This window comes from Paenibacillus catalpae (assembly GCF_900112695.1).
Lineage (GTDB): Bacteria > Bacillota > Bacilli > Paenibacillales > Paenibacillaceae > Pristimantibacillus > Pristimantibacillus catalpae.
Genome location: NZ_FOMT01000002.1, coordinates 679898 through 702328, shown reverse-complemented (window position 1 = coordinate 702328; position 22431 = coordinate 679898). Strand labels below are relative to the sequence as shown.

Below are 22431 nucleotides of genomic sequence, written 5' to 3'. Positions count from 1 at the left end.
TGAATGATAAATAATGATGGGTTCAACATATAAAATTAGCCGCGCTTGCCTTGGCTGGTTAATAGCCAATTCAAACGCGGCATGTTTTTCAGTGTCCCTTACGGAAACACCCATTTAAGTTAAATGCGTGGAACAGATGTTGATTCGCGTTCAATGAGCGTTGTCGGCAGCAGCAGCTCCATATGCGGCGCATCCGGCTGCTGCATCCGCCAGAAGAGCTGCCGGATCGCCGTTCTTCCGAATAACCCAAGATCCACTCCCATTGTGGTTGTCCTCGGTGTAGCCAATCTGGAAAGCTGTCCATTATCAAAGCTCACAATGGAAATATCGGCCGGAATCTTATAACCCATTTTATAAAGGGTCGAATTCACGATAAACCCAAGACCGTCATTCACGCAGAACCAGGCTGTAGGCTGCTCCTCCAGCCCCTGCAGCCGCGTCTCCATGAATTCCTGATCTTCAAGGGCATCGCTAATAATCCATTTAGGGTGCATCTCCATGCCGAGTTCATGATGGGCAAGCCTGAATCCTTCCAGACGTTCATAATAACTGGGTGAAAAGGACATGTTGCCGATATAGCCAATGCGTATATGTCCCAGCTCATAGAGATACTTCACGACATGATAGGCGCTGAATCGGTTGTTCGTAAGAATAGCATCGGCATGCACATCCGGATGATGATGATCGATGAGCACGGTTGGAATCCCTGTATCGATCAACGAGTTCATATATTCGGTACTAAGATGCGAGAGGATCAAGATCCCGTCCACTTCTCTTCCCTCTATAAATGGGGGCAGCGTCCGATCCTTCATCATCTGCTGGGAAATAGATTGAATCAGCAGCTTTTTCCCTCTCTTTTGCACTTCGTTTTCTATTGTAAGGTAAATTTCCCCGAAAAAGCCCCGCAAAGAGAAGGCAAAATCCGTTGCTACCAAAGCAATACTGCCTGCAGCCTCTTCCTTGTCCTCCTGATCCGAGGATCGCTTGCGAGTTCCGGGATAGACGTAGCCGAGCTCATCAGCCGTTTGAATAATAAGCTTGCGCGTCTCCTCGCTGACACCGCCTTTACCCGTAAGTGCTTGCGAAACCGAATTTTTGGAGATTTGCAAGTGGTCTGCGATATCCTGCATCGTAACTTTTGGCTTGGTCAAGGATAACGTTCCTTTCTCTTCACAGTAAGAATAGTTGTATAGAACGAATGGATTCTCATCATACTATACCGAAAAAAAGCAGAATTTTGAAAGCTCCCGCTCAAACATTACAAAAATTATTTTAACGTTACAAATAAATTATGTAAAGTGACCTTTTCTACCCAAAGGAAATAGTTCCATCCACTTTCGCTGGTTTAGTCGTTGACAAAACTATTATTCATGAATAATAATGTGGATATAACGCTTTCAGTAATTAGTAATTACATTTTGTAACGTTACTAGATTTGCTTTGTCAACTTATACAGTTGATTACATCATGTATTTAGGAGGAAAGGTCATTATGAAAAAATCAAGATATTCTTTGCTTCTAGCACTCACATTGGCAGGCGGAACGGTGCTCTCCGCTTGCGGCAGCGGCGGCAATAGCGGTCAAAGCGCAGAAGGCGTAACTACCATCGAATTCTGGGCGGCACCTAACCCGACGCAGCAAGCATTTTGGCAGGAGATGGCCAAAGAGTACAAAACCGTAAATCCTGATGTAAAGGTTAACGTTAGCGCGATTAAAGAATCGCCAAGCTCTGAAGCAAGCATTCAAGCTGCCATTGCCGGCAAGAACGCGCCGACAATTGCTGAGAATATAAACCGCGGTTTCGCCGCTCAGTTATCCAATAGCAAAGCGCTCGTAGCTCTTGATGAGCTGCCGCAATTCAAGGAAATCGTTGAATCCCGCAACATGTCCGAAACGATCGCCCCTTGGCAATTCGCCGATGGTCATCAATATGTATTGCCGATCTACTCAAACCCGATGCTTATTGGATGGCGTACGGATCTCCTGAAAGAGATCGGTTATAATGAGCCGCCGCAAACATACAGTGAAGTTCTGGAAGCTACGGCGAAGCTGAAGGCTAAATATCCAGATAAATATATGTGGACGAAAGGCGCCGACCTTGCGGACCCTACCGCTTGGAAACGCTGGTTTGACTTCTTCTTGCTCTACAACGCGGCTTCAGACGGCAATAAGTTTATTGAAGGACAAAACTTTGTCGCCGACGATAAAGCCGGCGTTGAAATGCTGACTTTCGTTGATAATCTTCGTAAAGCTGACGGTATATTGTCTCAGAATGCAACCGATCCGTTCGAAACGGGCGTTGGCGTGTTCACCGATATCGGTCCATGGACATTCGATCTGTGGAAAACGAAATATCCTGAACTGAAATATGGAGAGAACTTCACGCTGACCCTGCCTCCGGTACCGGATGATATGGATCCGGCGAATGCGAAAACCTATGCGGATGCAAAAGGTCTGGTTATCTTCTCCAGTGCTCCGGAAGCATCAAAGCAGGCAGCTGCCGAATTCCTGAAGTGGGTTTATTCCACTCCGGATCATGATGTGAAATGGTTTGAGCAAACCAACCTCCCTCCGGCACGGGATGATCTGAACCAATTGGAAGGCTTCAAGAAGATTCTCGCCGGGAAACCGGAACTGGCTCCTTATGCAGAAGCGGTGTCCAAAGGTGTTCCAGCTATGGACAACCCTAAATTCAATGAGCTTCAAACCTTGATCGGACAGGAAGCTTTTACCAAGGTCATCCGCGGGGAAATTGATCCGCAAACCGGTTGGAATAACATGAAGAAAGCGATTGAAGGTGAACTTCAATAATGATTAATAAGCAAAACAATAAGTTGGGCTGGCTTTTTGCCAGTCCCTACATTATTTTCGGGCTTGTATTTTTCCTGGGGCCGCTCCTTTGGTCCCTGTACCTTTCTTTTACGAATTGGGACCTAATCGCTCCCGAATATGATTTTGTAGGGGTGGATAACTTTCGGAAAGCCTTAGAAGCACCCGGGGTACAAGCCTCCTTCTGGGTTACCTACAAGTTCATGATGCTGTTCGTGCCTCTGGTCATCGTCATGTCGCTCGCCGTGGCCGTTGTTATCCAAGGATTGCCCAAGTTCAAAAGCGTTTATCTGATCGGATTCTTCCTGCCGTATCTGTCTTCAGGCGTTGTTGCGTCCCTGATTGTACAAGGCTTTCTGTCTTACAATAGCCCGATCAATAAATTTTTGAGAAGCACCTTCGGGATTAATATCGACTGGCTCGGCTCGCCATTCTCGGCGCTCTTTATTGTTGGTCTGATTTTGGCCTGGAAGTTCACCGGTTATTATGCCTTGATTCTGACTTCGGGTCTCGAAAGCATTGACAAGGAAGTCTATGAAGCAGCTGCCATTGACGGGGTGACCGACCGACAGCGATTCTGGAAAATTACGCTGCCGCTCTTGTACCCTGCCCTGTATACAACCCTTATTCTCGCATTTGGCGTAACCTTCGGTATCTTCACGGAAGTTTACCAGTTGACAGGCGGAGGGCCAAACTTTGCAACGAATACATGGCAGATGGAAATCTTCAATCAAGCCTTTACGAATTTGCAAGCTGGGTATGCGTCTGCGATTGCCATTATGGCTTCCATCGTAACGTTCATCTCCATCTTCATTATTCGCAAACTGCTGGAAAGCTGGGGGAAACGAAATGGTTGGGTCTAAGAAAAATAGTAAACGTCGTCTCGCGGTGCGCTATGTACTGGCAACCCTTCTGCTTCTCGTCATGGTGTACCCCTATTTGTATATGGTGCTTAACTCGTTTGCCGATTGGACGCAAGTGGACAGACAGTTCATTCCAAGCAAATTCTCATTCAAATCTTATGAGTGGCTTCTTACCGGCGGTGACGTCGGCATTGCCCGGCCGTGGATGAATGCCTTCTTTAACAGCGTGTTCGTGTCGATTGCCTCCACCTTCCTTATGATGTTGTTCGGCATCATGGTGGCCTATGCCCTGGCCAAATTGAAATTCCGGGGCCGCGACACCGTGAACAATTTCGTGCTGTTCCATATGTTCTTCCCGGCGATCATTCTGCTGATTCCCAACTTCCTCATTATTCAGAAGGTTGGGCTTTACGACACGTATTGGGCGATGATCATTCCAAAGGCCGTCAGCCTATGGGCGATCTTCATGTACACCAACTTCTTTAAAGCCGTTCCGGATGCCTTTATTGAAGCTGCCAAGCTGGATGGCGCTTCGGACTTCAAGATTTTGTACAAAATCATGATGCCTATGTCCAAGTCCATTACGGCGGTCATCTTCCTCTTCTTGCTGATGGAACGCTGGACCGAGCTTCTATGGGATATGATCGTTGTCCGCAGCGACAACATGCTCACGCTCAACGTACTCTTGTCCCAGATGTTCGGCCCTTACGGCAGTTACCCGGGACCGCTCTATGCGGCATCCGTTCTGCTCACCGTACCGATTATCATCATGTTTGCAATCTTCGGCAAAAAGTTCAAAGAAGGCATGCAGTTCAGTCTCAAATAATACGGGGTGGAGACATATGAACAGAAATCACAAAAAGTGGTGGCAAGAAACCGTCTTTTATGAAATTTATATGCCCAGCTTCTGCGACGGCAATGGAGATGGCATCGGAGATTTTCCCGGCATCACCTCCAAGCTGGATTACCTGAAGGAACTAGGCATCGGCGGCGTTTGGCTGACCCCCTTCTACCAATCGCCCAAGATCGATAACGGCTACGATATTTCGGATTATTATGCCGTCGATCCGGAGTACGGTACGATGGAAGATTTCGATTCCTTCATTCATGAAGCCCATGAGCGGGGCATCCGGGTTATTGTGGATCTCGTGCTGAACCACACGTCATCTGCCCATGCCTGGTTTCAGGAATCCAGATCTTCTATCCTGTCCGCGAAGCGTGACTGGTATATCTGGAAGTCTCCTGACTATCAAAAGGCCCCGAACAACTGGGAGTCGTTTTTTGGAGGAAGCGCTTGGGAATGGGATGAAAGCACGAAGCAGTATTATTACCATGCCTTTGCCAAGGAACAGGTTGATCTGAATTGGGCCAACCCGGAAGTCCGGCAAGCGATGAAGGACGTTATGGGGTTTTGGCTGGATAAGGGAATCGACGGATTCCGGCTGGATGTCATCAATTTTCTTAAGGTGTCCGGTGATTTTCAGGATAATCCGGTAGATGCGAATGGAGAACAGGTTCATCTCTACGATCAGAACCAGGACGGGATTCTGGAGGCGATCGGCGACATTTGCCGTTATGTGCATAAGCGCGAAGGCATTTTTATGGTAGGCGAGGTTGGCTCCGAAGATATGGATATCTTGCGCCTTTACAGCGGCAGCGGCCTTCTCGATGTGGTGTTTAACTTCAACCTGGGAAGTCAGGAGAACTTTCGGCCGGAGGATCTGTTCAGAGAGATCAAATTAATGGAAGAACGGCATACTTCCGAGCAGCTCCCTACCTTATTCTTCAGCAGCCATGATATGCAGCGCCATATATCGAGATTTGGCGAGGGCGATATGGAGCTTGAAGAACAGAGAGCCAAGCTGATGGCAGCTCTCCTATTAACGGCTAAAGGTGTTCCTTTTATCTACTATGGCGACGAGATCGGAATGAGGAACTATAACGCTCACCGGATTGAGGACATGAGGGATATACAGGGACTTGGCCACTACAAAGCTGCTATTGAGAATGGCTTAACGGAAGAAGAAGCTTTACGCTTGGCCCGGGCTAAAAGCCGCGATTACTCCCGCTCCCCCATGCAGTGGAACGGAGATCGCTACGGCGGCTTCTCGGATCAAGCACCTTGGATCGGGATGGGACCGGGCCACGATCAGATTCATACGGCAGCTCAGCAGAAGCAGACGGACTCTATTTATGCTTTCTACAAAAGACTGCTGGCTCTCCGAAAGCAGCACCCCGCCCTCTCCATCGGCGAATACGTCAAGTTGGAACAGTTGAACGGGGCGGCAATCGTATATACCAAACGCTGCGGCAGCGATGAGGCCGTCGTTGTGCTCCAATTTGGGAGCGAGCCGCTCCGGCTGGACCTGTTCGATTGGTCGGGCAGTAAGCTGGCGCTTCGTGCGGCAAGCCAAGAAATCTTGCCGCTCGGTGAATCTGTGGTCGAAATCCCGCCTCATACAGCGGTTGTCTGGGTTAACTAAATCGCAATTATTTCTTGTTTATCTTAGGAGGCATTTACTTTGGCATTGAAGAAATCCGCAGTTAAAACATGCGCAACGCTGCTGCAGGAATACCAAGATAAGAAATCTACGATTCTGAATCCGGTAAAACTTTCATTTTCGGGCGTAGGTGACAAAGACGTTTATAATATCTCGGCACCATTTCGAATTGATGGAGTCACCGTAATTGCAGGTCGTGTGGAATCCCGGGACAGCGAGCATTCGGAAATCCACTTTTTCGTAGAGCAGAACGGCACTTGGGTACCCAAAGAAGGAGCGCCCGTCTTTACCCTTCAGGATCCGTTCTTCACCTTCATTCATGGCGAGCTGGTTCTGGGCGGCGTTGAGACTTTCCCTCACCCTGCAATGGACAATGCGTTAATGTGGAGAACCGTATTCAGAAAAGGCAAATCGCTAAATGGGCTTTCTCCTTTCTTCACCGGCCCCGATGCCATGAAGGATTTGCGTCTTGTGGAACTGGCCAGCGGCGAAATTGGCGTGTTCACTCGTCCTCAAGGCGAAAAAGGCGGCCGAGGCAAAATCGGATTTACAAAGGTAAGCTCGCTCGCCGGTGTGACGGTAGAACTAGTTAACGATGCTCCCCTTCTGGCAGATCAATTCATTGACGCGGAATGGGGCGGTGCCAACGAGTTGCACATCCTGAACAATGGACTTGTCGGCGTGCTTGGCCATGTCGCCAGCTTTGACGAAGCCGGAGACCGTCACTATTATCCGATGGTGTTTGCACTCGATCCGCAGACAGGCGAGTTCAGCGATATGGAACTGATTGCTGTACGCGCTGAATTCCTGCCGGGTGAAACCAAGCGCCCGGATCTGGCCGACGTCGTATTTAGCGGGGGGCTCGTTCGCCATTCGGATGGAACGGCCGACCTCTATGCCGGAATCAGCGATGCGGAAGCGCATCGCATCACCATCCACGATCCGTTCCTCAAGTTCGAACAAAATAAATAATGCTTATTGGATAGGGGCAAACAACATGAATATATACAGATATGAGGAGAACCCTCTGGTTACACCGGCTGACGTGAAGCCGTATCATGAAGGTTTTGAAGTAATTGGCGCTTTTAATGCAGGCGTCGCGGAATATAACGGTGAAGTTTTACTGCTGCTCCGGGTCGCTGAGCGTCCGATCAGTAACGATCCGATGATTGTCAAAGCTCCCGTATTTAATGCAGCTACGCAAGAGCTGGACATTCTGGAATTCCGTACGGATGATGCGCGTTATGATTTCTCCGACCCGCGTGTTATTCGCAATGTGAATCACAGCGCTACCTTCGAATATTTGACTTCCTTGTCCTATATTCGGGTAGCACGCAGTACCGATGGACATCACTTTACGATCGATGACAAGCCGCTTGTGTATCCTGCACAATCGCTGGAAAGCTTCGGTATCGAAGACCCGCGCGTGACGCAGATCGGCGATACGTATTATATCTATTTTTCCGCTGTATCTCCGGTAGGCGTAGGCGAATCCATGGTTTCGACCCAGGATTTTGTGAACTTTACGCATCACGGGATGATTTTCGGACCGGACAACAAGGACGTATTGATCTTCCCTGAGAAAATTAACGGCAAATACTATGCCTTGCACCGTCCAACGACCAAGAGCACAGGCAATCCGGAAATGTGGATCGCCGAATCCGATAATCTCGTCTATTGGGGCAACCATAAACATCTCGCGGGTCTGCGCGACGGCATGTGGGACAGCGGCCGCATGGGCGGCGGGGCCGTACCGTTCCGCACCGAAAAAGGCTGGCTGGAGTTATACCACGGCGCAACGCTGGATCACCGCTACTGCATGGGTGCCCTGCTGCTGGATCTGAACGATCCTTCCAAAGTAATTGCCCGCTCCAATCATCCCATCATGGAGCCGGAAACCGATTATGAGATGAACGGATTCTTCGGAGACGTTGTCTTCTCTTGCGGCGCATTGGTCGATGGCGATGTGGTGAAGATGTATTACGGCGTAGCCGATACGTCCATGGCTTGTGCTGAGCTTAACGTGAAGGAAATTCTGGACAGCTTGACTTACGAATAGCGTTCCTGTACAAAAAACCAAGACTTGTATACTACATGTCTTGGTTTTTTGCTTTTGAATGGACTATACATCCCCGATCTTATTCACCAGCTTAACGGAAAGGTAAGCACTTATTGCACCAAGAACGCTGAGTAGAGCATATAAAAGGTCCGGGTTCAATGCAATACGCAGAAGCCCCAGAAAATTAGGAAACTGCATGAGAAAAATCGCACAAACAACCGTTGGGATGACCGCCCTTCTCCAAATCCCAAACAAAAACAGCGGAATCAACGAAGCGAAGGCGACCGCGGCCGAATGAATGATCGTACGGACTCCAAAGGCCATCAGATCTGGCGCTGTCGGTGTTCCGTCTATGACATCAAAGGCCAGGTCAATCGCATAAGTCGTGATGCCCGACAGCAGAAAGGAGACGACCGTGCAGAAGAAAACTGCCGATACGATGAACAGGGCTTTGGCCGTGAACAGTTTCTTGCGGCTAAGCGGATAGCCGAAGAATAAGGCCATCGTTTTATTTTTATATGGTTCAATAAATACGTGGTTGATCAATGACGCTCCGAATAGAAGGAACCCCATCTGGATTGGAAGCATCAGCTTCATCATAGCGGCATAGCTTTCGGCATAGGTCACTTCGGGCATATCGGCAAATACAACTTGGAGAAAGAATACGGGCAGAAACATAAGAATGGCCCAATAGATAACGACTTCGCCGATGACTTTCTTCCGCTCCAGCTTTCTCCATTCCAATTCAATCAGCTTTAGCATGCTTAGCTCCTCCTTGAATTTGATTGTAAAAATAATCCTCCAGCGTGCTTGTATTCTTCTGAATCTCCTCCAGTTCAATATCCCGCGAGACCAGCAGCCTGGATATTTGCCCTGCGGATACGTTAGCGTCATAAATCCGGATCCGATTGTCCTGGACAATTTTGATATTGAAAATTTGAAGCTCCTGCTCAAGCAGCACCGCGGCTCTCCGCACATCCGGAGTCACCAGCTCCAGATATTCGGTCCGCCGCTGCCGAATGTCCGACAAGGTGAACTCATCCACGAGCTTTCCTTGCTGAATGACGCCAATTCTGTCCGCCATTTGTTCAATTTCAGCAAGAATATGGCTGGAGAGGAGGAACGTAATGCCATATTCCTTGTTCAGCGTTTGAACGAGATCTCTCATATCTTTAATGCCGATTGGATCCAAGCCGTTGGTCGGCTCATCGAGCACGATCAATTCCGGCTTCGTAATCGCAGCCCGCGCAATACCCAGGCGCTGCTTCATGCCCAGCGAGAACTCCTTCACCTTCTTCCCTTCAATTCCTTTCAATTGAACCAGGTCCAATGCCTGACGAATCGCCATCTCGTCATAAAAACCCAAGTATTCGCAATGAATCTTCAAATTTTCCATGGCCGTCAAATGTTCGAGGAAGAGCGGGTATTCGATAATACTCCCGACTCGCTTTAAGCTTTCTTTCGAATCTTCAGCAAGCTTTTTGCCAAACAACGTAATTTCTCCGGAGGTTGGAAGAATAAGTCCGGTGAGCATTTTCATAATCGTCGTTTTGCCTGCGCCATTTGGTCCAAGCAGACCATAAATTTCGCCTCTTTTTAAATTCAGATTAACGTTCGAGACAATCGTTCTTCCTTTTACCTCTCTAGTCAGCCCATAGGTTTGAATGATCGCATTCATTGTCTGATTCCTCCCGCGGTTTCGACTCGGTTTCGTTTTGTTATTTTTATTCTAGACTAGAGAATGTCGATTTTTCCTTTCCCATTCCTTACATGTTTCTTAATTAGAGGTTGGAAGAAAAAAAAGAGATGTTCGGCAGCAGCTGAACATCTCTTAATAGGATAATGGCCTGAATTTGCAGGTAAAGGTGGTTTTGTGATACGGCGTGCTGCTCAGAGCTATCGTTCCCTGCATCTCCTCCGTTAACCGTTTGGAAATGCTTAGCCCCAGCCCGCTTCCTTGGAAGTTCGGGTTTCTGGCATCATCCAACGTGTAGAGCCTCTCGAATACGCGGTCCCGGTGCGCCTCCGCAATCCCTTTTCCCCGATCCCAAACATCGACCGCTACATAATCACCTTCCTCCCGAACCGTTACCCCGAGCACTCCCCCGTCACTTCCATAATGGATGGAATTGGAGATGAGGTTACTTAATATCCGATGCAGCGCATCCCGGTTGGCCAGAATATAGAAGGGGCGGTTCGGAATATCAATCTCAACCCGTATGTTTCGTGACGACAGCAGGTCATAGAAATCGAGCACGCTTTGCCGGCTAATCTCGCTAAGGGATATTTTGCTTAACGGAATCGCATAATCCTCGGCCTCGAGCTTGACCAGGTCAAAAAATTGATTAATTAACGCAATCATTGCGTTCACCTTCTCGTTCAGCCGCTGCAGCACCTGCTGTTCCTCTTTCTTGGATAGCTGTTTATCTTGATTCAGTTTTTCTGTATAGCCAAGAATGACCGTCAGCGGCGTCTTTAAATCATGGGACATGTTGGAGATCAGCTTCCGCTGACTCTCCTTCGTTCTCGCATAATCCGCTATGACCTTCTGATTGTAATCGAGCAGTCTGTTAATCTGGACAAGAAGCTGTCGAACCGTGTTCTGACCGGAAGTCACCAGCACTTTCTCAGCCGTTTCTTGCATAATGATGTCAGAGATTTTATCTGTTATTTCTTGCACATTACTCTTAAGCTTCCTGCCGGAGTACCATTGCCAGACAATGATTGAGACCAATACGACAATTGCAAATGATAAGATTAGAATCATAGCTTATTCGCCCAACTTGTATCCGATTCCCCAGATTGTCTTGATGTACCGGGGAGATGACGGATCCTCTTCGATCTTCTCCCGCAATCTACGGATATGAACATTGATGACGTTCTCGTTGCCGTAGTAATCGTCCTCCCAAATTAACTGATAGATCTGCTCCTTGGTGTATACTCTGCTGCGATTGGTGAGGAACAGCTTTAAAATATGAAATTCCTTGGCCGTAAGCTGCATGCTCTTGCCGCCTACGATCGCGGAGAATGTATGTAAATCAAGAGTAAGATCCTTATAGGTAATCGCTCTAGTCTCTTCCGGCTTGTTATCCACTTCCGAATATTGCGTTGATCTTCGTATGGCCGCCTGCACTCTGGCTGTCAATTCAATCATCGAAAAGGGTTTGCTTATATAATCGTCCGCACCAAAACCCAGTCCCAAAGCCTTATCAAGATCGCTGCCCTTGGCAGAAATAATCAAGACAGGAACAACGCTGGTTTCCCGGATTTGCTTGAGCAAATCCATGCCGCTAATCTTGGGCAGCATTAAATCGAGCAAAATTAAATCAAACTTCTCCTGCCGAAAAAGCAATTCGGCTTCTTCGCCGTCATATGCCGTATAAACGTTGTAGTTCTCCTGTTTGAGGTGGCTTTCGATTAACTGGCTGATGTCGATATCATCCTCTATGAGCAGAATCCGCTTAGACATCTTTGAAACTCCTCCTAATCCTATTAGGGTGAGCGGCGTCTGCCTCTCTTCTTCTCTCCACCCCTCGATTGTAACATATATTGGAAATGTACTGAGACATAAAAAAACTGCCTCATCAGCTATTGGCTTCTGAGACAGCTCCTTATGTTAGACTAACCTTTTATTACATACAGTCTGCTGGATTCCTCGAAGATCTCTCCAGGCGCGAGACTTAACAGGCCGATCTCATCTGCATCCAGATCAACGTTAGGCGCATTTACCAGGTTAATCTGCGGCTCCGGACAGAAGAAGCCTTCCGTCGCATTGTTATTCCAGATCATCCATTGCTTATAGGACGTGCCCACATCATAGACCAGCTTGATATTCGCCTTTGTATCCGCAAGCTCCATCCGGTTACGTCCGTTCTGCGGACGGGATGTGTAATGATTGTCCATCGCTTCAAAGAATGGATATACGCCTTCGCCTTGCATTTGGAGCTCCTCTTCCTTCAACGGCTGATAGGCCTTGGTAGGAAGCATACGCTCATTCAGCTCCCAACGCTCGCCGATTGTCATGCGGATGCGGTAATCCTGAGCTTGTCCTCCCGGCACGAACGGTGCATTAACCGATGTATGGAAAGCAAGCAGGCATGGCATATCCGATTGCCCGTCATTACGAACCGCAACCTGCTGCAGCAGTCCGTTCTCGCTTAAGGAGTAACGAAGGCGGATCGTATAGTGGAACGGGAAGCTTGCATAGGAAGGATGGTTCTCATCCACCTGAACGGATACAACAACATAGCTTTCTGTCTTTGTCGATCCGTAGTCTTCTACCTGCCATGGCGTTTGATAGAGAAAACCGTGCAGATGATTGCCCGTAGCCGGCTCGTTTACAGGGAACTGAAGGGTCTGGCCGCCCCAGGGGAATTTGCCGTCCTCATAACGGTTCGGCGGGAATAGCACAGGAATACCGTGAATCATAGGTCTTGCCTTGAAGCTCTCCATCTCTTCCGGCGTTGGCTCATGCAGGAAGCGGTATTCCTCTTCTGCGTCCCGGAATGCGATCAGATTGCCGCCAATCTCCGGAAGCAGCGCTGCTTCATATCGTCCCCAGCGAAGCCATATGGCACGCTCGCCATGAAATAATCCTTCATTCGCTTGATTCATCGTTTCCTCATACTCCTTTGTCGTAATGTCCAGGTTCATAACTAAGCATCAGGTTCTTGCGGACTTTCGCTCGCCAATCAGCGGGAATTCTCCAATTCGAAGCTTGGCTCCGCCATACGGTACAAGCTCGAGATCGACCACTGGCTGTTCATCGGTCTCTGGAGCAAGCGGCGGGGTTCCCGCATTATTGCCTTCCATCCGCCAATCCGGCACCAGCTTGCCTTGCGCCTCCAGCTTAATGGGGGAATCAACCGCCAGGAACGGCTGGTAAGGCAAATCTCCCTCGCTTACGACAGCCTTAAAGGAGGTATCCGCAAGCAAGCCGTATTTCCAAGGCGAGGCCGGATACAGCTCATGATCATGGAACCGTTCGCGCCTCCGCAGAAGCTGCCAGTTTTCTTCTATGGGAAGGGCATAAACAAGAGGTCCGCGTTCCACGCTCACGGCAAACAGATTGCGGGACACGGTTCTCGGCTCCATCGGCAGCGACAGCTGTATACAATCTCCCGTTTGCCATTCGCGGTCAATTGTAGCATATCCTTGTTTATTGGCAACCGGAATTTCTGCTCCATTCACTGTAATAGCCGGTGAATGGCACCATCCCGGAATTCGCAGCTGGATCCGGAAGTTTGCCGGACGATCCAACTGGATATCCATCCTTACCCGTTCCCGGAATGGATATTCTCCGGATACTCGAATCTCTGCCTGCACATCTCCGGCAACGGCTGTACGTAAGAAACAAGGGGCATAAGATACCGCCGCCAGTCCGCCTTCATTGTCCTGCATCCATAAATGCGAGGCCAGCTTCGGCCAGCCTTGATGCATATTCGCTGTGCAGCAGCCGAAATTCGGCTCCAGGCCAAACACATTGGCATAAGGACCGTTGCTCCAGGCGCGCGGCGCTACATTGCAAATAATCTGATTCACTTGCTGGTCATATTGATGAGAGGTCCAGTCCGCAGAAATAGCGGCAGGCAATGCGTTGAAGGCTACTTTTTCCAGAATGTCGGCGAATTTGCCGTCTCCTGAAATCCGTGACAGCTGTTCGAGCGAATACATATACTCAACAACCGCGCATAATTCGACGCCTTGGCTCGGGTGTGTTCCAGACAGCCATTCATCGCCCGAGAACATGCCATGCGCTTGCCCGTGATAGGTCATCAGACTGTCAATCCCGCGGTACACCGCCTCCAGCTCACGGCTGTCCTCTGTCAATTCATAGAGAACTCCTGGCGTTTTGATCCCCATGGCCACATTCACCACATGCGTTCTCCAATCCCACTGCTCTACCTTCCGCCAGAACGGAAAATCATAAAAAATATCGGTCCAGTCCGTTGTCTGTTCCTTCACAATGGAAGCAAGCTCCAGCAGCTCTTCCTTCTTCGTCCGCTTATACAGCCACACGAGGCAAAGCAGCAGCTCCGCTCCGCGGGCCTTCGCCCATCCGCGCAAAGGCTGGGTTTCGATCTGTCCGGACACATATTCTGCGAATCTCGTCAGAAACGGAATAACGCGCGAATCACCTGTCGCTTCCTCATATTGCGTCAGCACCTTGAGCATGATCATGTAATGCCACCAATCCTGCTCCTTGTCCACGTCATTATTTACGGTTTCGATCCGCTTTGGTCCAAACATGCCGTTCTCCTGCTGACTATTTAACGCCCATTCTACCCAGCGGCCCGCCTTAGCGATCAGCTTCTTGTCGTTCAATATATAGGCAAGCGGCAGCAATCCGTCCAAATAATACGGACCACGCTCCCAGCTTTCACCGTTTCCGCCGATCCATCCGTTATCAGGGCCTACATCCGCCCAATGCTCCTCCAGATGCCCCGTTAATCCATCCGCCTGAATCCGAAGCTGGTTGTACAGCCACCCTTCCGCTCGAATGCTGCCAAGCGGCAGAGCCTCAAATGCACTCTTCATTGTTAGATTCCCTCCTTGTTCTGTTGCAACTCCTTCGAATATACCACTATAGCCGCCTGCCGCTGGATAGACAATCGCAACTACTATTTATCCGATTACAACATAATAGGAATATTCACATATTTACGAATCCCTTGTATTTACTTATACTGGAACCATAATTCCGCAATATGAGGAGAATCATAATGTTTCATTTTGAATGTCCGCCTATGCCCCACTTCATCCAGATTGGCCAAGATACGTACAGCATCGGCAGGAAGCATCCAGGTCGCAGCAGCATTGGCGTATTTGACCTCTTGTTCGTGACCAGAGGCTGTTTATATTTGATGGAAGGGGAGCATGAGCTCACCTTGCCAGCCGGCCATTTCGGCATACTGCGCCCGGATTTGGAGCATCACACCGTCTCGCCCTGCAAGGAAGAGACGCATTTCTACTGGCTGCATTTTCAAACAACCGGACAGTGGCATCCCGAGCCCTACGAAAAAGAGCCCCTGCCGCCTGAGCAGGAGCCTCTCTATTCCCCTATTGAGTATTTCTCGTTTTATTTGCCGCGATCAGGCTCGGTACAAAGCCTTGGGCTGACGGAAGAGCAATTCGGCGAGCTCCTTCGGCTGTATGAGAACCCCTCCGGCAACTCCCGCTGGCAAGAGCAGCAGCAGTTCCACGCTATTCTGCTTCGTCTACAGGAGGACAGCAAGGAAGATACGGCACAAAGCTCTCATCTTCAGCTTGCCGAGGAGGCGGCTCTCTATTTGCGCAAATCTTACCGCGACCCGCTCAGTTATAAGCGGATGGCGGAGGAGCTGCATTTTCATCCGAACTATATCGCCTTATGCATGAAAAGAACGTTTGGCTGCACGCCGCTAGACTATGTAACCCAATTTCGGATTGAACAAGCGAAACGGCTGCTCATTCATACGAATGATCCCGTTGGCGCTATTGCGGAAGAGACAGGCTTTGGCTCCTTCCCGTATTTCGTCCGCTGCTTCCACAGGCGTACCGGCAAGACCCCAAAGCAATTCCGCTTGCAGTACCGGCAGCAGCACTAGCCCTTTACTTAGACTCGAGGACTTTCGTTCTCTCCAGCTCCGCCATCGCTTCAAGCAGCATAACTCCGCTAAGCTGGCCGCTGAGCTGGACTTCCGGCTCCGGCTCTCCTGCCCAGGACAAGCTGAACAATCCGGCCTCTGAACGACCCTGCTCCCATAAAGAGATGGCATTATGCCGGATCAGATTAACCCATGGCAGCGCCAAATCAGGCTGAATGTGGATGAGATTAACGAGATAACGGATAAGAATTCCTTTGAAGAGCCCGCAATCATCATTTCCTTCGCGCGGCAGCATGCCCGTCTCTGGATCTACCAGTTCCTGGACGGTTGCTGCTGCGGTTCTCTGTGCATCAACCAGATAGTTCTCATCCCCGGTACAGTTATACAACTCAATGCCGGCGCCAATAAATACGCCTTGGCAATACGTGTATTTCCAGTCATAATCGATCTGGCCGTCGCCAAGCCGGTTCATGCCGTCCCAGACAAAGCCGGTCTCCGGATCAACAAGCCGTTCCTTGTTGAATTGATAAATTCGTAAAGCCCACTCCAAATCTTCTTCCCGGCGGTCCATTTGATAGATTCGGGCAGCCAAAATAGAGGCAGGAGCATTAGCCGGCGTATTCTTGTAATCCAGCTGATCCTTCTTCCAAGCCATGCCGCCGCCCATATTGTCGTTCCAGGCCGTCTTGATGTCTTCCCACAGCTCAAGCGCGCCTTCCTTATAGAAGGGCTTCCCTGTCGTCCGATAGGCACGCAGCAGCGCCAACGCCATCCATTCCATATCATCATAGTAATTATGCAGAAGCGTGTCGCCGTTCCACTTCTTCGCGCCGCGGAATGCCCGCTCCAGCAGCACCTCATCCTCGCTTGCTTCCGTGCGCTGAAGCGCATCGACCAGCACATCTACCACATGCGCATGCCACCAATAAATCCAGTGGTCGTTGCAGGTCCCTCTGCAGGGAACCACCTGATCCATTACGCCGCGTTCTTCATTCCAGAACAAACGCTTGAAGTCTTGCTGCGCGGCCGCCGCGCGTTCCGCCCATATGCCTTGTGCTGCCATTATGACTGTACCTCCTCTGTTTGTGCCTCGCTTGTCAGACCGCGCTTCTCCAGCAGCGCAAGCTGCTCCAGCAGCATAATGCCGCTCAGCTGCGTGCTGAGTGTAACGCGCTCTTCCGGCTGAACACCCCAGGACGTGCTGAATACCTTGCGCGCCGGATCAGCGCCTTGCGCCCAAAGCGTCTGCCCCTGCTGCTCCAGAAGCTGCGCCAGCTCTGCCCTCTCCGCCGATACGGATGCAAGCTCTCCAAGATAACGAACAAGAATGCCTTTGAACAATCCGCCGTCCCCGTTGCCTTCATCAGGCCATAATCCGCCGCGCAGCAGTTCATCTTGGGCTGCCTTTGCCGTGCGCTCGGCATCCTGCAAATAACCCGCGTCTCCCGTAATCCGGTACAATTCTACTCCCGCACCAATAAAGACGCCCTGACAGTACGTAAATTTCCAGTCCTTATCGATCGAGCCGTCTCCGGTACGGTTCATGCCATCCCACACAAAGCCGGTAGCCGGATCAACAAGCTTAGCCTTCAGCCAGTTATAAATGTTGTTTGCCCAAGCCAAATCTTCTTCCCTGCCAAACGCTTGATACAGACGTGCTGCCAGAATGGCGGCAGGAGCATTCGCAGGGGTGTTTTTATAATCCAGCTGCGATTTCTGCCAAGCGATTCCTCCGCCCGCATGATCATTCCATCCGGTCTGGATATCGTCCCATAATAGGAGGGCCGCCGCCTTATACTTCTCCACTCCCGTTGCCTGATAAGCCCTCAGCCAGGCAATCGCCATCCATTCCATGTCGTCATACAGCTCATTTGGCCAAGCCCCTTCGTTGCGCTGCAGAATACCTTCATAGAAAGCATCGAGCCGCTCCCGGTAAGCCGGGCTGCCCGTGCGGTTCAATCCGTCCGCCAGTGCATCTACCGCATGCGCCATCCACCAGTAATGAAAAATCGTATTGCAAGCACCGTCCGGGCATGGGATCTCAATGTCGTACATGTTAATCGATGGATTCCAATATAACTGCTCCAATGCCTGCTGCGCTTCTTCCGCCCTTGCTGCCCACATCATAGCTCTCACTCTCCCCGTATCTTCTGCCTAATCTAATTGTCCGTTTTTCTCTAATACGGCCATCTGCTCGAGCAGCATGATTCCGCTTAATTCCGTGCTTAATTGCACCACGGCGTCCGGCGTCTGTGTCCATGAATAGCTGAACAACGCTTTGTCTTCTGCTTTGCCGTATTGCCATAAGCTGTCGGCATTCGTCTTAAGCATGCCGATCAGTTCCTTCCGCTTTGGATTACCCGGATCTGCGGCAATGAGTTCACCTAAATAGCGGACTAGTACGCCCTTAAATAAGCCTCCGTCCCCTTCGCCTTCCGAAGGAAGCATGCCGGTAGCCGGAGTCAGGAACATGTTCTTCAGATTAGCCGCCGTCAGGCGGGCATCCTCCAGATACGCCTGCTCTTCTGTTGCGCGGTACAGCTCGGTGCCAGCCCCGATGTACACGCCTTGGCCGTACGTGAACTGCCAGTCCTTATCGATATTGCCGTCACCAGTCCGGTTAATGCCGTCCCACACAAGTCCGGTTTCCGGATCAACAAGCGTTTTCTTTTGCCAGTCGTAAATCTTCTTGGCCCATTCCAGATCTTCTTCGTTATGAAAATGTCCATACAGCCGTGCTGCCAGGATAACAGCGGGTGCATTCGCAGGTGTATTCTTGTAATCGATCTGCTCCTTGCGCCAGGCGATGCCACCGCCCATCTCATCGTTCCAGCCGCCTTTGATTTCCTCCCACAGATCAAGCGAAGCCTGCTTATACCGCTCATCCTTGGTTGCGTCATAGGCTCTCAGCCAGGCAAGGGCCATCCATTCCATATCATCGTAGTAATCGTTAATCATGACTCCGGCATTACGGTCCAGCAATCCCTGATAAAGCTTGGCAATCTGCTCGGTAAATCGTTTATCATCTGTACGCTCATATCCATCAACAAGCACATCAACCGCATGAGCCAGCCACCAGTAATTGAAAGGGTCGGTGCACAGCTGCGCAATACACGGCGCGGCATTGTTGAACAAACTGCGTTTCTCATCCCAGAACGAAGCAGCCAGTTCCAGCTGCGCCTCGTCTGCCCGCTCCTGCCACAAGGCGGAGGAAGCGGAAGGCCCGTCCTTCTGCGACAGCTGCCAGATGACAGCCGCCGCCATAATAAGCAGCACTGCCACTCCGGCTATCAGCTTCTTTTGCAACAAAATCGATTCCCCCGCTTATCCTTTAGTTCCCGTAAACGCAATACCTTGCACAAAATACTTCTGAAGCAGGAGGAACAAGACGAGAATCGGTAAAATCGCAATGAGCGCCCCCGCCATCATTGGCCCGAAGTCGGTCTGATGGTTAAACGAGAAAGCCTGCAGTCCCATCTGTATCGTCGCTTTAGCCGGATCATTCAGGATGATCATCGGCCACAGGAAGTTATTCCAGCCTCCCTGGAAGGTGAAGATAGCGAGCGTCGCAAGCGCCGGCTTCGTTAGCGGCAGGTAGATATTCCAGAAAATACGAAACTCTCCGGCGCCCTCGATCCGCGCCATCTCCATCATGTCGGAAGGCAGTGTCAGGAAGAACTGCCGCATGAAGAAGACCGCGAAGGAACCCGATGCTCCCGGCAGGATAATCCCCCAGAAGGAATTCAGGAAGCCGTTGCCTCCGCCTCCTAGAATGTCATTGCCGCCGATAAGCGGAAAATGCTTCAGCACGTAGAAGCTCGGGATCATCGTCACGATCCCAGGAATCATCATCGCCGCCAGCAATATACGGAAGAGCGGCTTACTCATCTTGAAGTTCAGCTTGGCAAAGGCGTAGCCGCTGATGGAACCAAAGAATAAATTACATAACACTCCGGCCGTGGCCAGGATAAACGAGTTGGCGAAATATCCGGCAAACGGCACCGTTGTAAACGCCGCTTTGTAATGCTCCAAAGTAAGCGTTGACGGAATCCACTTGATCGGCACCGCGAAGATTTCATTACTTGGTTTGAACGATGTGATCAGACTCCAGAAAAAAGGTAAAAACATCGCTATTGCTATGGCTACCGTGACGACATAGAACAATACGGTCGCCACTACCTTTCTTACGGCGTAAGAAGGCAGCTTAGGCGTACGCGTTGTAACAGATGTAACAGTTGGCTGTGACATATGCTTGCCTCCTTACACAATTGGTTCTTCGGATTTGTTAATGCGCATGTTAATGAAAGAAAAGATCAGAATCGCCACTGCCAGCACGAATGCCTGGGCTGAAGCATAACCCATCTTGAGCTGGTTGAAGCCCTGATTGTAAATCAGGTATACCGGCGTCTTAGTCACGTTGCCCGGACCGCCTTGCGTCAGAACAAAGGCCTGGTCAAACATCTGAAGCGCCCCGATAATCGCCATCGTGCTGACAAGGAAGGTTGTCGGCCGAAGCTGCGGCCATGTAATGTAGCGGAACCGGTCGAAAGCCGTTGCCCCATCCAGCTTCGCGGATTCATACAAATAGTCCGGTACGCCTTGCAGGCCGGCAATATAGATGACCATATTGGAGCCCACCGACTGCCATAAGGTCACCATAATAATGGAGAACATCGCCGTCTCCGTCTGAGCGAGCCATGCCGGACCTGTAATTCCGACATAACTTAGCAGGTTATTGACAAGTCCGAATTCCGGATGAAGCAGCCAGATCCAAACGGTTGCCGCCGCCACAGAAGAAGTCAGCGTCGGGAGATAGTTCATTGTGCGGAACAGCTTGACGCCAAACCGCTTGAAGTTAAGCAGCATGGCAAGCAGCAAGGAAATGATGATATTCAGCGGTACAAAGACGACCGCGTAGAAGAATACGTTCTTGAACGTCGTCCAATACAAATCATCTTCAAGCATCTTTTTGTAGTTGTCGAATTTAACGAACTCCATCCGGCTCACCACGTCATAATTCGTAAAACTTAAATAGAGCGCCATGATGACCGGAATAATGGTAAAAGCAATAAACAGCAGCATGGTTGGCGTTATAAACAGATAGGCCATGCGGGCCTGATGTTGGTTCAGCTTACCCATTGAAGACATCAGCACTCCTCCTTTCCTTGTGTGAGAAGGGATAAAGGGAGGTCTCCCTCCCTTTATCCTTCCTTTTATAGTGCTGCTAAGTAGCGTTATTATTTCACGTCTTCGTTATCTGCGAGCTGCTGGTCTCCACGCTGCTGCGCTTTCTTAAGCGTATCTTCAGCGTTTTGCTTCTTCTGCTGGTAGAGCTCCAGGTTCGGAATAAGCGCTTCAGTCTCCATTACGGAATAGCCAGGGTGAGACGGACGAACTTTAGCGAATTCAAGCGTATCAAGGAACGGCTTATAAAGCGGATCATCCTGGAAGAACGGATCATCCAGCGCCGGTTTGTAGCCCGGGATGTTAAGACTTGTTTTTGCCCACATCAAGGCATTGTCTTTGTTAGCCGTCCACCATTTGATGAACTCCCATGCCTCTGCCTGATGCTTCGAGGCTTCCGGAATAACAAGGCCAAAGCCGCCCATCACGCCGCCCTTGTCACCGTTTGGTCCTGCCGGAGGCGGCACAACCCCGAAGTCCAGATCTTTGCCGTATTTCTTGTACGTGCTGAGCATCCATGGACCGTTATAAGTCATGGCAACCTTGCCGGTCGCGAAGGCATCCGTTCCTTCGCCAAGACCTTGCTCGAAGCCGACTTTATACACTTTGTCGTCGTTCAGCATGCGGTTCCAGAAATCAAGCACCGCCAGGCCCTTTTCATTGTTAAAGTTTGTTTTGCCGTCTTCGGTCAGCATTTGGCCGCCCGCCTGTTGGAGATACATATTAAAGAGGCCATTGTCGCCAAGCGAGAAGCCTGCCACCTCAAGCTTGCTGCCATTCCATTTGGTCGTTTTGATCGCAGCCTGCTCAAGCTCATCCCATGTCGTAGGAGGCTGTGTTACGCCTGCATCGTTCAGAAGCTTTTTGTTATAGAAAAGAGCGCGGGCGTCAACGGTTAAAGGAAGACCGTACAGCTTGTCGCTATTGGTTAATTCCTTCAGTGCTTCGCCGTAGAAATCATCCTTGTTCAAGCCGTCTTGCGTCATGAAATCATCGATCGGGTGAAGGACATTTTTCGGTGCATACAGCGGTGTACGCCATCTGTCCCAGAGCAGAACGTCCGGTGCGCCGCCGGATGTGGCAGCCGTCAGGAATTTCGTGATCAAATCCTGCTGCAGCATGTATTTGACATGGATTTTGTCCTGCGACTTGTTAAAAGCATCAACCATCGTTTGGAACTGCTTCTGGCCGTCGCCAGCCCAGTCACCCCAGAACGTAATCTCAACTGCCTTGCCGCCTCCTGCATTTCCTGATGCGTTGTCCGTCTGCTCATTTGTCCCGCTGTTTGCATTCGCATTGCTGTTGCCGTTGCTGCTTGTAGATGTGTTTGCGCAGCCGGCTGTTGCTACGACCGTAATCAAGGCCATCATCGTGATCCATTTTTTCACTTTTCATGCCTCCCTTTTTTA

At 50.1% G+C, this 22431-nt stretch carries 20 protein-coding genes; 7 read left to right on the top strand and 13 right to left on the bottom strand.

The features are described from left to right. Nucleotides 1-119: 119 nt before the first annotated feature. Nucleotides 120-1151 carry a LacI family DNA-binding transcriptional regulator gene (locus BM200_RS10810; protein WP_245772976.1) on the bottom strand — a complete coding sequence of 344 codons (1032 nt, stop codon included), beginning with the start codon at nt 1149-1151 and terminating at the stop codon, nt 120-122. 340 nt (nt 1152-1491) lie between these two features. Between BM200_RS10810 and BM200_RS10805 the strand changes: the two genes are divergently transcribed. The 6 genes from BM200_RS10805 to BM200_RS10780 are packed head-to-tail and all read left to right on the top strand — an operon-like array spanning nt 1492 to nt 8252. After that, nucleotides 1492-2811, top strand: a complete 1320-nt coding sequence (locus BM200_RS10805; protein ID WP_091184932.1) for an ABC transporter substrate-binding protein — start codon at nt 1492-1494, stop codon at nt 2809-2811. A gap of 2 nt (nt 2812-2813) precedes the next feature. Further along, nucleotides 2814-3692 (top strand): carbohydrate ABC transporter permease, encoded by an 879-nt coding sequence (locus BM200_RS10800; protein ID WP_245773011.1) that lies wholly within the window; start codon nt 2814-2816, stop codon nt 3690-3692. Beyond that, nucleotides 3679-4518, top strand: coding sequence for a carbohydrate ABC transporter permease (locus BM200_RS10795; protein ID WP_091184926.1), 840 nt, complete (start codon nt 3679-3681; stop codon nt 4516-4518). The genes BM200_RS10800 and BM200_RS10795 overlap by 14 nt, the downstream gene beginning before the upstream one ends. Nucleotides 4519-4534: 16 nt before the next feature. Continuing rightward, nucleotides 4535-6175, top strand: coding sequence for an alpha-glucosidase (locus BM200_RS10790; RefSeq protein ID WP_091184923.1), 1641 nt, complete (start codon nt 4535-4537; stop codon nt 6173-6175). A 39-nt stretch (nt 6176-6214) separates the two neighbouring features. Next, complete coding sequence (locus BM200_RS10785) at nt 6215-7165, top strand: MTP-1 family protein (RefSeq protein ID WP_091184922.1); 951 nt, start codon at nt 6215-6217, stop codon at nt 7163-7165. A 25-nt stretch (nt 7166-7190) separates the two neighbouring features. Then, nucleotides 7191-8252 carry a BtaManbiosPhlase gene (locus BM200_RS10780; protein ID WP_091184919.1) on the top strand — a complete coding sequence of 354 codons (1062 nt, stop codon included), beginning with the start codon at nt 7191-7193 and terminating at the stop codon, nt 8250-8252. Between the two features lie 63 nt (nt 8253-8315). On the opposite strand, the gene BM200_RS10775 is transcribed toward BM200_RS10780, so the two are convergent. The 6 genes from BM200_RS10775 to BM200_RS10750 form a co-directional block, all read right to left on the bottom strand. Beyond that, nucleotides 8316-9014, bottom strand: coding sequence for an ABC transporter permease (locus BM200_RS10775; protein WP_091184917.1), 699 nt, complete (start codon nt 9012-9014; stop codon nt 8316-8318). Then, entirely contained in the window at nt 8998-9930 is a 933-nt protein-coding gene (locus tag BM200_RS10770; protein WP_091184915.1) for an ABC transporter ATP-binding protein, read from the bottom strand. Before BM200_RS10770 ends, BM200_RS10775 begins: the two co-directional genes overlap by 17 nt. A gap of 153 nt (nt 9931-10083) precedes the next feature. Then, the gene (locus BM200_RS10765) at nt 10084-11019 is read right to left on the bottom strand and encodes a sensor histidine kinase (RefSeq protein ID WP_091184913.1); all 936 of its coding nucleotides are present in this window, start codon (nt 11017-11019) and stop codon (nt 10084-10086) included. Nucleotides 11020-11022: 3 nt separating this feature from the next. Next, the gene (locus tag BM200_RS10760; protein WP_091184911.1) at nt 11023-11721 is read right to left on the bottom strand and encodes a response regulator transcription factor; all 699 of its coding nucleotides are present in this window, start codon (nt 11719-11721) and stop codon (nt 11023-11025) included. A 152-nt stretch (nt 11722-11873) separates the two neighbouring features. Beyond that, nucleotides 11874-12866: an aldose 1-epimerase gene (locus BM200_RS10755; protein WP_175532832.1), complete on the bottom strand. Its 993-nt coding sequence runs from the start codon at nt 12864-12866 to the stop codon at nt 11874-11876. Nucleotides 12867-12914: 48 nt separating this feature from the next. After that, nucleotides 12915-14789 (bottom strand): beta-L-arabinofuranosidase domain-containing protein, encoded by a 1875-nt coding sequence (locus BM200_RS10750; RefSeq protein WP_091184905.1) that lies wholly within the window; start codon nt 14787-14789, stop codon nt 12915-12917. A 185-nt stretch (nt 14790-14974) separates the two neighbouring features. Between BM200_RS10750 and BM200_RS10745 the strand changes: the two genes are divergently transcribed. Further along, entirely contained in the window at nt 14975-15838 is an 864-nt protein-coding gene (locus BM200_RS10745; RefSeq protein WP_091184903.1) for a helix-turn-helix transcriptional regulator, read from the top strand. 4 nt (nt 15839-15842) lie between these two features. Here BM200_RS10745 and BM200_RS30000 read toward each other — a convergent pair whose 3' ends face one another. The 6 genes from BM200_RS30000 to BM200_RS10720 all read right to left on the bottom strand — a co-directional run bounded on the left by BM200_RS30000 (nt 15843) and on the right by BM200_RS10720 (nt 22410). After that, nucleotides 15843-16901, bottom strand: a complete 1059-nt coding sequence (locus BM200_RS30000) for a glycoside hydrolase family 76 protein (protein WP_175532831.1) — start codon at nt 16899-16901, stop codon at nt 15843-15845. Next, complete coding sequence (locus BM200_RS29995) at nt 16901-17965, bottom strand: glycoside hydrolase family 76 protein (protein WP_175532830.1); 1065 nt, start codon at nt 17963-17965, stop codon at nt 16901-16903. The genes BM200_RS30000 and BM200_RS29995 overlap by 1 nt, the downstream gene beginning before the upstream one ends. A 27-nt stretch (nt 17966-17992) precedes the next feature. After that, nucleotides 17993-19147, bottom strand: a complete 1155-nt coding sequence (locus BM200_RS10735) for a glycoside hydrolase family 76 protein (RefSeq protein ID WP_245772975.1) — start codon at nt 19145-19147, stop codon at nt 17993-17995. 15 nt (nt 19148-19162) lie between these two features. Next, complete coding sequence (locus BM200_RS10730; protein WP_425434567.1) at nt 19163-20041, bottom strand: carbohydrate ABC transporter permease; 879 nt, start codon at nt 20039-20041, stop codon at nt 19163-19165. A 57-nt stretch (nt 20042-20098) separates the two neighbouring features. Then, entirely contained in the window at nt 20099-20986 is an 888-nt protein-coding gene (locus tag BM200_RS10725) for a carbohydrate ABC transporter permease (RefSeq protein WP_091184896.1), read from the bottom strand. A gap of 89 nt (nt 20987-21075) precedes the next feature. After that, nucleotides 21076-22410, bottom strand: coding sequence for an ABC transporter substrate-binding protein (locus BM200_RS10720; RefSeq protein ID WP_091184893.1), 1335 nt, complete (start codon nt 22408-22410; stop codon nt 21076-21078). Between the last annotated feature and the right edge of the window lie 21 nt (nt 22411-22431).